Origin of the sequence: Bacillus cereus group sp. BceL291 (assembly GCF_051776705.1) — a bacterium.
In the GTDB taxonomy this organism is placed as follows: domain Bacteria; phylum Bacillota; class Bacilli; order Bacillales; family Bacillaceae_G; genus Bacillus_A; species Bacillus_A cereus.
Genome location: NZ_JBPWAP010000104.1, coordinates 1 through 13,673 on the forward strand (window position 1 = coordinate 1; position 13,673 = coordinate 13,673).

The window sequence follows — 13,673 nt, forward strand, 5'->3', positions numbered from 1 at the left end:
CCTTCTAGATATCGTTTTACTGCTTGTATTTTATCTTTTGAAGAAAATTTAGCCATAAAAAATGCACCTCCAATTGTTAATTATGTGTCTAACAATTGGGGTGCACTTCAAATCAGTGGTCTTTTAAATGATTAAGCAGCTTTCTGTTCAGTTTGAGGAACAGGTTTTTGAAGCGAGTTATAAACTCCTGTTCCGATAACGTCTAATGCCATTCTCATTCGTTCAGGTGAAATGTTTTCTAATACGTTATCTTGAGGTGTATGGTATACCTTCTCAATATGATAGATTAATGGATTCCAACTATCGACACCCATCCAAATGAATAGAGCAGCAGGAATACCAGCTTCAGCAAATGGAACATGATCACTAGAACCGAATTTACCTTGTAGGATGAGGTTATTATTTAGTTGTTTACCTGCTTGCAAGGCAGCGTCTGTTACAAAGTTTGTAGAGCCATCAGGTGTCATAGCATATAAATTCTTTGCTTTATCATAATTTGTTGCAACCATGTCGGCGTTAAAGACACCTAAAATACGGTCGCGTTCTTTTTGGGATAGACTATTCACGTAATAATCCGAACCAAGTAATCCAGTTTCTTCAGAACCAAAGGTAATAAAGCGAATTTCTTTATCAGTTTCTACATTTTGAAAAGCACGAGCTAGTTCTAATACTAATCCAGTTCCAGAAGCATTATCATTTGCGCCAGGTGCTCCGACAACACTATCATAGTGCGAGCTTACAACGACTGCTTTTTCATTACCTGTACTCTTTTTTGGTTTCTTTTTGGCGATAACATTTAGAGATGTTAATTTAGATTCATGTCTCGCTTTTAGGGAAAGAATTGTTGTCCCCTTTTTAGCGATTTCTTCTTTAAATGCATTTCCTTGCGCATAAGCAAGACCAAAGACAGGGATAGATTGCTTTTTCATTAGGTGGGGATTGAAGGTTTGTCCATAATTTCCGCGTCCGCCAATTAAACTGTATAAAAGAACACCTTTTGCACCTTTGCTAACAGCATTTTCAACTTGTTTATTATAGTCGGTAACTGTCGTTCCTCTTTCAAATAAAACAATTTTACCGTTTACTTCATTTGGAATATCTTCTAATTTTGTCCCACCTTGAACAAAGATAAGGGGAGCTGTAACAGCTTCTGTAGAAATTAGTGCATTAGGAGCGGCACCAGCTTGCCAATTACGTTTTGTTGATAGGGGTGATTCAATGAATCCAACGTATTGATCGGGCACCTGAAATGGTTGATATTCTACGTCATAGCCCATTGATTTAAGCTGCATACCAATGTAACGAGAAGCCCATTCTTCGGATTTTGTTCCACCGGGGCGAGGACCAATTGTTTCAGATAAGAAACGAACATGTTCAATCGCGCGGTTTGGATCAATCTGTTTTGTAATAGATGGAGTTTGTGTAACCTCTGACGTGGAATCCGCTTTTGCTTGCCCAATTGGAGCTAAGCTAACAGCAAGTGATACAGCAAGCAAAGAGCTTACTATTTTTTGTTTCAATAATTTTCTCATTTTTTCCTCTCCTATTCTTCTATTCTCTCTGACTGACAAAAGAAGACGGATAATGACTTTATTTTACCTTCACACCTTTTATTTTTCAATATTCTGACATTGAGAAATAAAAAAAACGATATATGCATATTTGCATATTTTTGAGGGAGATATGTATGCTATCATTTTAAACGAAGGTTCGCTTTCTACTCTGAAAGCTCCTACATTGCATGAATCTAGTGTACCCAAACTTTAGATTATGTAGAGGAATGGAACCACTGTAGGGTTTCATTTCTCATGTTTGAATCAGTTGATGGTAATTATGTTTCCGCATTTCATAATTATTATCAGTGATATATGTAAGGCATCCATATGAAAATAAGAGGCTGTTCAAAGGTTTTCCGTACTTTTGGGCAGCCTCACCCCGTTAAAAGGACGATACTTTATGTATCGTCCTTTTTGTATAAAAAAACATCCAATCAATTGAGAGATTGATTGGATGTGAAAAAATTATTAATAATTTTTTTTGCGTTTTGTAGCTAAAATACTTAATAATCCAGCTAGTAGAAGAACAATACCTACTGTTTGTGTAGGGTCTTCTTTATGACCTGTATTTGGAAGGTGCTTATCCGTATTTCGATCATCTTGCTGTTTGTTATCTGTTTTATTCGATGTTTCTTCGGAAGTTCCGTTTTCGTGTTTCTCAGATGTTTCATTGCCTTTGTTATCTTCTTTATTTGGAGGAGTAATTGGCTTGTCATCTCCACCTGAAGAAGATTCAATTTTTTTATTTGAAACTGTAATTTGTAGTGGCTTAGCTTGGGCTTTATCAATTGTAAAGTTTATTGGTGATGCATCTAATTGATAGCCTTTAGGAGCCTTTGTTTCTACTAATTGATAATTACCAGGTTTCAAATCATTTACGATTACTTTTCCGTGTTGATCTGTTTTTAAACCTTCTCGGATGACTTTTCCATCTTGGTCTAAAATATTGAAAATGGCACCTTCAAGTGTTCCATGGTGATCAATATCAACTTTAGTTAACTCAATTGAACCTGTTGTTAAACTATTTAAGGCTGTAACAGAGGTAACCTGAGATTGTCCTTTCGTAATTGTGAAAGGAATTGGTTTAACGTTTAAATCATAGCCAGTTGGAGCTTTCGTTTCAATGAACTGATAATCTCCCGGACGTAAATCAGAAACTGAAATCTTCCCATCTTTATCAGTAGTTAAATCAGTGCGAACAATTTTACCTTTCGCATCGATGATGTTAAACACTGCATCAGAAAGTTTTGTATCTGGATTTATATCATCCACTTTTATTAATTCTACAGCACCCTCAGTTAAGCTATTTGTAGCAGTAACTTGGAGCTTTTCTTTTTGGCTTTTCTTAATTGTAAACTTAATAGGTGTACTATCTAATTTATAGTGTTCAGGAGCTTTCGTTTCAATAAACTGATAGTCCCCAGGACGTAAATCAGAAACAGAAATTTTTCCATGTACATCTGTTGTAAGTTCAGTGCGAATGTCGTTACCATTCATATCAGTAATTTTAAATATCGCATCTTTAAGAGCAGTACCATCTACATCATCTACTTTAGAAAGTTCCACAGTGCCTTTCGTTAAGCTATTTGTAGCTGTAACGGAGATAGGATCAGCTTGGCTCTTTGTGATTGTGAATGGAATTGGCTCTTTGTTTAAATCATAGTGTTTCGGAGCCGTTGTCTCGATGAATTGATAATCACCAGGACGTAGGTCAGAAACGCTAATTTTACCTTGTTGATTCGTAACAAGATCTTTGCGAATTACAGTGCCATTCATATCCACAATTTTAAATACTGCGCCTTCAAGAGTAGTGCCATCGACGTCATCCACTTTAGAAAGTTCCACGCCGCCTTTTGTTAAACTATTTTTCATAGTAACGGTAGCAATATCTTTTTGGCTTTTTTCAATTGTAAATATAATTGGTTTTTTGTCTAAATCATAGTGTTCAGGAGCCGTTATTTCAACAAATTGATACGTACCAGGACGTAAATTTTCGATAACGATTTTACCTTCACTGTTTGTTTTTAAATCTGTTTTAAGTACTTTGCCATCTTGATCTAGTAAATTAAATACCGCATCGGCAAGTTTTGTTTGAGTGTTTAAATCATCAACTTTAAGTAATTCGATACTACCTTGTTTTAAGCTATTTGTAGCAGTTAAAGAAATAACTTTCTTCTGTCCTTTTTCAATAGTGAATTTGATTGGTGTTTCATCTAAAACGTAATGCTTAGGAGCTTTCGTTTCGATGAATTGGTAATCACCAGGACGTAGGTCGTTAATTTCGATTATTCCTTGTTCATTTGTAACAAGGTCTTTATGAACTACATCACCGTTCATATTAACAATTTTAAATACTGCATCTTTAAGAACAGTGCCATCAATATCGTCTACTTTAGAAAGTTTAACTGCACCCTTTGTTAGAGCATTTGTAGCAGTGATATGAAGAGTTTCAGTTTGGCTCTTTTTAATTGTAAATACGATAGGTTTTTTATCTAAATCGTAATGTTCAGGAGCAATTGTTTCAACGAATTGATACGTACCAGGACGTAGATTTTCAACAACAATTTTACCTTCAGCATTTGTTTTTAAGCCTTCTTCAACTAGCTCACCGTCTGCATCTAATAAATTAAATACGGCGTTAGAAAGTTTTGTATTTATATCAATATCGTCAATCTTTGTTAGTTCAACGCTACCTTTTTTCAAAGCATTTTTGCCTGTAACATTGATCTCTTTCGTTTGACTTCTTTCAATTGTAAATGGAATCGTTGTTTCATCTAATACATAGTGCTCAGGAGCTTTTGTTTCAATGAACTGATAGTCTCCAGGGCGTAAATCAGAAACAGAAATTTTTCCGTTTTTATCTGTAACAAGATTCGTATGAACTTCCTTACCATTCATATCCACAATCTTAAAGATTGCACCTTCGAGCATCGTACGATCGATGTCATCAATTTTTGTTAATGTTACTGCACCTTTCTTTAAACCGTTAGTAGCGGTAACAGTAATATTCTCTTTTTGACTTTTTTCGATAGTGAACGGAATAGGGTCTTTGCTTAAGGTATAGTCTTTTGGAGCTTTTACTTCAATAAATTGATAGTCTCCAGGACGTAAATCAGAAGCAGTAATTTTACCGTTTTTATCAGTCGTTAAACCTTTTCGAATTACCTTTTTAGTATCATGAGCGTCAACGATTATAAATTCTGCACCTTCAAGAGTAGTGCCATCAACATCATCAACTTTTGTTAAAGTGACGCCACCTGTAAGTAAACTATTTTTTACAGTAACAGGGATAGGAAGATCTTCCTTACTACCTTTTTTAATTGTGAACTTAATAGGTGTTTTGTCTAATTTATAATGTTCAGGGGCTTTTGTTTCGATAAATTGATAATCCCCTGGTGCTAAATCAGGAATAACTAATACTCCGTGATCATCTGTTGTTAAATCTTTCATAATTTCTTTGCCAGTTGCGTCTTGCAATGTGAATACAGCGCCGGCAAGAGCTTTACTACTTTCCACATCATCTTCTTTAATAAGTTTAACTTTTCCTTTCGTTAAACTATTTTTAAATGTAAGTGGAAGGAGTTTTTGTTGTCCTTTTTCGATTGTAAATTCAATTGGTTCTACATTTACATCGTAATAAGTTGGAGCCTTTGTTTCGATAAGTTCATAGTTACCAGGACGTAAGTCATCTACAACTAGCATTCCTTTACTATTCGTAACAAGGTCCGTACGAACATCTTCATTAGTATCTCTATTAACGATTTTAAATACTGCACCTTCAAGTGTTTCCTTTTCATCTGCAGCATTCACTTTTGTTAATTCAATACCGCCTTTTGTTAAGCTGTTTTTAGCGGTAACAGTAGCCTGAGTTGTTTGACTTTCTGTAATCGTAAATTTAATTGGTTTTGTATTTTTGTCGTAATACTTCGGTGCTGTTACTTCGATAAATTTATAATCGCCAGGGCGTAAGCCAGTAGCGATAGCTTTACCATCCGCACCAGTTTTTACATTTTCGCGAATGACTTTCTTTTCATCATTAGCATCAACAATTTTAAATACAGCACCTTCAAGAGCTGTACCATCGATATCATCAACTTTTGTTAATTCAACATCTCCTGGTTTTAAAGCATTTTCAGCTTTCACAAGTAGAGTTTCTTTCTGACTTCTATCGATTGTAAATTTAATAGGTTCTGCTCGTAAAACGTAATGTTCAGGAGCAGCTATTTCAATAAATTTATACGTACCAGGACGTAGGTTACTAACTTTAACTTTACCGTTTTTATCAGTAGTTAAGTTAGTGTAAGGGGAAACGTCATTATTATTTGTATCGACAAGCTTGAATACTGCACCTTCAAGTGGTTTTTTCTCACCAAACTCATCAACTTTTAATAATTCAACTTCGCCCGTTTTTAAGCTGTTATTTGCCGTAACAGTAGCAAGAGCTTGTTGGCTTTTATCAATTGTAAACTCGATAGGGTTTGTACTTAACGTATAATCCTTAGGAGCTTCTGTTTCGATAAATTTATAAACACCAGGCTCTAGATCTTTAACGGTAACTTTTCCATCTGAACCTGTTTTTATATTTTCACGAATTACTTGTTTCTCGTCATTCGCATCGACAATTTTAAATACAGCACCTTCAAGGGCAGTGCCATCGACATCATCGACTTTCGTTAAAGTGACACCACCTTTAATGAGGTGATTTGTCGCGGTAACAGTAAGTGCTTTCTGTTGGCTTTTATCAATTGTAAATTTAAGCGGTTTTTTATCTATTTCATAATTTTCAGGTGCTTTCTCTTCAACAAATTGGTACTCTCCAGGAAGTAAATTTTTCGCTTCGATTTGTCCGTTACCATTTGTCGTTAATTTGGTATAACCAGGAATTCTTTTGTTATTTTGGTCCCGTACACTAAATACAGCACCTTCTAAAGTATTACCCTCTTTATCAACTTTTGTTAGGATAGCTGAGCCTCTAATTAAGCTGTTTTGGGCCGTTTTATTAATTACTGTTGTTTGATCTTCCTCGATTGTAAATTCAATAAGTCGATCATCTAATTGATAATGCTCAGGAGCCTTTATTTCTTTTAAGTAGTATGTTCCTGGTTTTAAATTATCTACAGTAATTTGTCCTTTATCATTTGTTGTTAATTTTTCGTGTTCTGAAATTATTTTTTGGTCTTTATCAAGTAGTGTGAAAACGGCACCTTGCAGTGTGACGTTTTTATTCAGGTCATCAGACTTTGTTAAAACTACTTTACCGACAAACTTCTTATTTGCAAGTTTATATGTTGTAGTCTCTTGTGTACCAAGTTCAACAATTTTCCCTTGTTTTAAATCCCAGCTAATTACATAGCCTTCAGGAGCCTTTGTTTCTTTTAATAAATACTTATCGCGTTTTAAATTATTAAATTTAGCGATACCGTCTTTGTCTGTTGTAATTTTACGGATAACAGTTTTACCTGTACGATCGTATAAAGTAAATTCTGCCCCAGCTAATAGTGCGTTTTTATTGTCGTTATCTACCTTTATAATTTCAAGGTTTCCACGGCCTTTAGTAGCAGATCCTCCGCCTGAACCAGAAGACATTCTCACTTCAATCGTTTCAGTAGTTTCTGTGTTTTTAACTGTCAACTTATTGCCTGTGATTTTCGCTTTATTACTTACTTTTTCTTTATCGTCTGCATTAATAAGTGAGCGATATTCTAAAATATAAGCTCGATCAATTTTTTTCAAGAAGGCAATTTCGAAATGTTGTTTTCCGGTATTATTGTCTGTTGTTATTTTGAGTTTATAGTCTGTTCCTTCTTTTAATTCGTTTACTGTATCTTTTGTTAAATTTCCATATGGATCAACAGTTGTAGGATATAAGTGGAATGAATCTTCCACAATTACCTGATTTTCGGTTGGTTGGGTCATCTGTTACAACGGCATCTGCAATGGTTGATTGGCTTTCGTTAATTGCGATACTCCAATTAATATAGTTGTCGTCTTGCACAGCTTTTTTAGTAACGAAGCTGCCACCTTTATTTACTTGAGTGTCACCTGTAAGGGTGTTTACGATTTTAGAGCCATCTTTTAAATCTGCCTCGTTTTTGTAGGTGCCTTGGATAAGTTCACCATCAAGGCTTGTTTTAAAGATAATATAGTAAGGTGAATTAATTGATTGTTTAAAATGAACCTTTAGGGTGTTTTTATTGTTCTCTGTAGGTTCTTCAAGTTCATATTTCTCAGTTGGTACAGCATTACCAGGTTGTGCATTATCAGGATTTCCATTTAAAATCATATCGCGCACTTCAATGGATCCAGGCACTAACTTTTGTTTATCTTGTATGACGTCTATAACATAAGGATCTTTAATCTCAACATTATTATAGTTAAAGCCTATTATCCAAGTAATTTCCTTCGTTTGGGCGTTATAAGAACCGTATTTATAACCATTTGCCTTTGTGAAAGTATCAGGATCGAAATTAGCTTCAACTTTATTTGATTGTGGATTAGAATCCGTATCTATCCAAGAAAGGTTACCTGTATTTTTAAATGAAGTTTTACCACTTTCTAGCTTTGTATAATCAAAGTCTGTCGTATATTTTACGACTAATGTCTTTGTCATATTAGACTGATACGTACCTATAAGAGTAATTTTGAAGCCTTTATCTGTTACATCTAAAACATAGTCAGTCCCAGCTTGAAGGGTATAATTTCCGTCTTTAATTTCTAGTTTCTTATCTTTTAATTGTAATCCACCATGATCAAAGGTGTCCGTAATAATCGCGTTGTTTAATGGATAGTTGTTATTATTTACTATAATTGTCCAAGTTGTTGTTTTGTCTTTATAATTTGTTTCAGCTTTATTATTAGATTTAATAATATTTTGCTGCTTGAAGCTAGCTTCATTTTCTTTACTTGAATCATTATCAGCTGTAACTTTATTTTTTACTTTTCCATCTTCTATAACTTTATTAGTTGGCTTGGTTTTATAGGTAATCACATAAGCACTATTAATATCATCATTAAACTGTAAATCGAATCCATTCTTCTTGTTACTTACAGTGTAATTATTAACAGCGTCTCCTGTTACAAGCGTTCCTTTTTCATTATATGAAGCGTTTTTTACAACAATAGAATTTGCATCTAGTTCGTGTGTATCGTCAAAAATATCTTTTAAAATCGCATCTGCTTTTTTGATCTCTCTTTGATCACCATTGTAAGTAATTGTCCACTCAATTGTTTGCGTCTTTGGATCATATTTACTTGTTTTATTTAAGTGTGTACCACGAGAAACCGTTACAGTAGAGCTTGCGTTTTGTTGCTTTTGATTATCACTCGTTATCGTAACGTTATTTCGGAAACTTTTAATATTTTCATCAGTAATTTTTGTGGCATATTCGATTTGATATGCTTTATTGATAGAATCTTTGAAAGCAATCTCCAATTTTGAGCCATCTGATGAAATAATATTGTAATCTGTTGGCTCGGCTTCTGCACCACGCGTTACATTCCCATTAACATCAACTTCTAAATAATAAACTTTAATAGAATCTTTATTTAAGCTTGTACCTTGTGGAATGTTATCTTTAAAAACAGCGTTTTTAAGGGTGTCTTTCGTTTTGTTCATCTCTACTTTCCAATTAATTTCATTTGTATTAATTGGTCTATCAGGTAAACCCTTTTTATTCGTAGCTGTTTGTACATTAGGCTTAAAGTCAACTGTAATAGAAACATCCTTATCTTTAATCGGGAAAGGAATTTCTTGTGTTGTTGTACCTTTAATTTCAGCTTTATTAAATTCTGTCTTTAATTGTAGGTTACCAGCAACATCTGGATGCTCTTCAACATAATCGTTGAATGTCATCGTGACTTTTCCATCTTTTGTAACAGTAAAATTACCAATTTGATGGTTTTCACTATCATATAAAGGACTGTTAATTGTATTGTAAATCTTAAAATGTTTAGGAAGATCAAAAATATAGTAATCTCCATTTTTCACATTCATTGATTTTAAAAGTTCCCATGTAAACTCAATATTGGCAGGGGAATCTGTACTTGGACGGTTATCCTCTATAAATGGTTTTCCGTCTTTATCCGTCAACTTTACACCGGTTAAAATGTTTGTTGTTATTTGCTTTGGACCTGAATTTGTATTCTCAGCAGGGTCGCTTGATAGCTTTTGTTCTGGATTGTCAGTAGCAATTTTAGCTGCTGGGTTTTGTTCCGGATTATCAGTGGCAGTTTTAGCTGCTGGGTTTTGTTCCGGATTATCGGTAACAGTTTTAGTTGCTGGGTTTTGTTCCGGATTATCAGTAACAGTTTTAGTTGCTGGATCTTGCTCCGGATTGTCAGTAACAGGTTTAGCTACTGGATCTTGCGCTTGTTTATTAGTATCCTGTTTGGTGCCATCTTCTTTAGAGTTTTCTACTTGAACAGGAACTGATATAGGCTGAACCATTGTTCCTAAAGGAAAAGCGATTTGAACTGATTTTTCCCCAGGTTTTAAAGTTGGGTTAAACACGGTATCAACTTTAATTTTTCCTTTAGCGTCTTTCAAATTTTCTACTTGATCATTAAATATTAATTTTAATTTATTATCTTTAGCTGTTATAAAATATTGACCAATATTTTTTTGATCTGTTACTAAATCCCCTTGCAAATCTTTAGATACTTTTAATGCAAGTGGTATTTGAACTACTGCTGTATCATTTGCGTGTGCAACTTGTTGATCCTTTATTGACCAAGCGTATTCTACTTGAATGGTTGATCCTATCTTTATTAAATTGTTAGGATTTTTTGATTCGTCAATAATATGATTCGTCGCATCTTTCATTTCAACAGTGTCAAATAAGGAATCTCCTGTTAAGGTTTCCGCTCTTACTTGATTGTATGGAAAACTAGCAAGTTGCGAAAATAGTACGAATACAATTAAACATACATTAAAAAGTTTTTTCATTTTTCCTCCTCTGAACATTCATTTGTCCATTGGGGACTTATTCCACATGAACAAATGGAATATTAAAAGTATTTGTTATAAGCTATTTATTTTTGTTATCCCTCCGTTTCTATACGCGTTCTCAGACAAACAGAATTATGTTCAAAGCAATATTATTTAACGTAAAACAAAATGTATATTTACACAGTTCTATGGAAATATACACAATTCGACAAAAAATGTCGAAAAAAATACTGATATAAATAATGATATCAGACCTTTATATGTGAGATAGTTTTCATGTATATCTAGTAAAAAAGAATGGTTATAAAGGTAAGTTTTACGATACATACTAACCAATGTAGTGTATCCCTTTGTGAAGGCTTATTTTTGCCTTAAAGTTATGTGGAAATAAAAATCTAGATAGGGTTGGTTTTGGTCAGAATGAAGACAATATGTACTTTGAAAATAGTCATTTATTTTGTCTAAAGAGAGTTGTGCGATTAGTGGACCGAAGTTGAAAGGTGATAGTTTCTTACATTGTTAGAGAAATATAAGGATTACAGAATATTCGACTAACACGTTACTACGGTCATTTTTGAGCCTGTTTAAACAATAGGAAAGAAGGTGTTTTACTCCTTAGTTACAATATCTTTTTAGTAAAGATAAGCTTAAGTAACCTCCGCTAAAGATTATATACTTAAATGATAAAGAGTTCAACACTAGTTCACATATTTTCCCAAAAATAAAAAACGGCTGTTTTATGTGGAATAAATCTACAAAACAGCCGTTTTTGGTATTAGATTTCTGTTAAGATTATTGGTTCACCGCGTGTTACGACAACGGTATGTTCACATTGTGCAACAAGACTTTTATCTGGTGTAACGAATGTCCAACCATCGTCACCACGTTCAATAATATGATCAGCTTTCATAGAGATGAACGGTTCTACAGCGATAACAAGACCGTCTTTTAGAAGCGCATTATCCATTGGGTCATAGTAACTTAAAATGTGATTTGGTGCTTCATGTAAGCTAAGACCAATGCCGTGACCAGTTAAGTTTTGGATAACATTGTATCCACTTTTATGTGCGAAGTTTGAAACAGCACGACCAATTTGATTTTGTTTTGAGCCAGCTCTAACCTTTTTCATTGCTGCCCAAAATGCATCAACCGCTGCTTGGCAAAGTTTTTCTTTTGCCTCGTCTTCTCCAAGAACAAATGAAATGCCTGTATCTGCATAATAGCCATCAAGTGCAGCGGATACATCGACGTTTACTAAGTCGCCTTCTTTTAATACACGATCTCCTGGAATACCATGAGCAACTTCTTCATTTACACTAATGCAAGTTACACCTGGAAAATCATATTCTTTTTCAGGTGCAGAAATAGCACCATGCTCATCTAATACTTTTTTACCGATCAAATCAAGCTCTTTCGTTGTCATACCTGGCTTCGCTTGTTTTTTCATTTCTTCACGTGCAAGCGCAACGATGCGGCCGATTTTTCGTAAGCCTTCTAAATCTTGTTCATTACGAATAATCATGAAAACCACTGTCCTTCCTCGAATATATATCTTATCCGATTGTATCATGTTTATTTTGGTCCTGCTACTCGCTTGCGGTATGCAGGTTGATTCCTCTCATAAAGAATACATGACAATTGTCATACCGATGTCATGACGCATCATACTGTTTCCTAAGTTTTCCAAGGAATACAATGTAAATATAAGAAACAGCGGGGGTGGAGAGATGGAAAAGATTATTGAAGTAAATGATGTTTCTAAAACATTTAAACATAAAAACGCAGTAAATAATGTTTCATTTCATGTAAATAAAGGGGAAATAGTAGCGTTGCTTGGTCCAAATGGTGCGGGGAAAACAACGACGATGTCGATGATGCTTGGATTAAAGGAACCAACGGAAGGTAAGGTCTCTATATTTGGAAAGAGTCCAAAGCATAGAGATGTTCGTAATAGCCTCGGTGCGATGCTGCAAGAAGTAAGTGTCATTGATAGTATTACGGTGGAAGAGGCAATTGAGTTATTCCGTAGTTATTATACGAATCCTATAGAGAAAGAAACGTTACTGCAGTTAGCAAATTTAGAATCAGAGCGAAAGCAAAGATGTGAGAAATTATCAGGTGGGCAAAAAAGAAGGTTAAACTTTGCGCTTGCACTTGCGGGAAATCCGGATTTGTTATTTTTAGATGAGCCGACAGTCGGAATGGATATTACGTCTCGAAGAACGTTTTGGGAAACGATTCGAAAGTTAGCAAGTGAAGGGAAAACGATTATTTTAACGACGCATTATTTAGAAGAAGCAGATGCTTTAGCAAATCGTATCTTATTATTTGCGAACGGAAAGATTATCGCAGATGGTACACCAGACGAAATGAAAGCAACGATTTCGAGAAAAACAATTACATTTTACTCAAAGGAAAGCATTCCTACAAAATTACTAAAGGAATTACCAAATGTAACAGAAGTAAAGTCAAACGAAGGACGCTTCATTTTAACAACGGAGGATACGGATGCAACTTTAAAAGCCATTTATCAAAGGAGTTTACCTGTAACAGATGTTTCAGTTGAACGTGGAAGCCTTGATGAGGCATTTGAACAGTTTGTCGCAAATCAGAAGGAGGAAATCGCATGAGAGCGTTATGGATGCAGTGCAAAATAGAAATTTTACGTACATTCCGCAATAAATTATTTATCTTTTTCTCATTATTAATGCCTGTTATGTTTTACTACATTTTTACAAATGTTGTTCAAGTACCACAAAACGGAGATGCGTGGAAAGCACATTATTTAATTTCGATGGCAACTTTCAGTATTGTAGGGACTGCACTCTTTAGTTTCGGTGTGAGACTTTCTCAGGAAAAAGGGCAAGGATGGACACATCTTTTAAAAATTACACCGCTTCCAGAGGGAGCATATTTAACAGCGAAAATTATCGCTCAAACAGTAGTAAATGCTTTTTCAATATTAGTTATCTTTATTGCAGGGATACTAATTAATCATGTTGAGTTAACGGTAGGGCAATGGATTGGTGCGGGGTTATGGTTATTGTTAGGGGTAACACCACATGCCCATCAACTTAAGAACAAAAATAAAATGAACTTTCGTTCAAAGCAACTAAAAAACTCGTAATGTACTTTTGGTATTGAAAAGTACACACACCAAATAAACTCTA

3 protein-coding genes and 2 pseudogenes are annotated in these 13,673 nt (G+C 34.5%); 2 read left to right on the forward strand and 3 right to left on the reverse strand.

The genetic code is table 11. The annotated features are described in order from the left end of the window. Positions 1 to 131: 131 nt before the first annotated feature. The 3 genes and pseudogenes from ACS2CR_RS30940 to map form a co-directional block, all read right to left on the reverse strand. On the reverse strand, positions 132 to 1,532 hold the full coding sequence (locus ACS2CR_RS30940; RefSeq protein ID WP_001228769.1) for a M28 family metallopeptidase: 1,401 nt from the start codon (positions 1,530 to 1,532) through the stop codon (positions 132 to 134). 492 nt (positions 1,533 to 2,024) lie between these two features. Then, positions 2,025 to 10,500, reverse strand: a pseudogene (locus ACS2CR_RS30945) (SpaA isopeptide-forming pilin-related protein). A 778-nt stretch (positions 10,501 to 11,278) separates the two neighbouring features. Continuing rightward, positions 11,279 to 12,073, reverse strand: a complete 795-nt coding sequence (gene map, locus ACS2CR_RS30950) for a type I methionyl aminopeptidase (RefSeq protein WP_003313889.1) — start codon at positions 12,071 to 12,073, stop codon at positions 11,279 to 11,281. 157 nt (positions 12,074 to 12,230) lie between these two features. Between map and ACS2CR_RS30955 the strand changes: the two genes are divergently transcribed. After that, entirely contained in the window at positions 12,231 to 13,133 is a 903-nt protein-coding gene (locus ACS2CR_RS30955) for an ABC transporter ATP-binding protein (RefSeq protein ID WP_016111033.1), read from the forward strand. After that, positions 13,130 to 13,564, forward strand: a pseudogene (locus tag ACS2CR_RS30960) (ABC transporter permease); the annotation flags it as partial. The gene ACS2CR_RS30955 and the pseudogene ACS2CR_RS30960, both read left to right, overlap by 4 nt. Positions 13,565 to 13,673 lie beyond the last annotated feature (109 nt).

Coding starts and splice junctions, on each gene's coding strand:
- ACS2CR_RS30940 (WP_001228769.1), bottom strand. CDS start 1,532: ATGAGAAAATTATTGAAACAAAAAATAGTAAGCTCTTTGCTTGCTGTA.
- map (WP_003313889.1), bottom strand. CDS start 12,073: ATGATACAATCGGATAAGATATATATTCGAGGAAGGACAGTGGTTTTC.
- ACS2CR_RS30955 (WP_016111033.1), top strand. CDS start 12,231: ATGGAAAAGATTATTGAAGTAAATGATGTTTCTAAAACATTTAAACAT.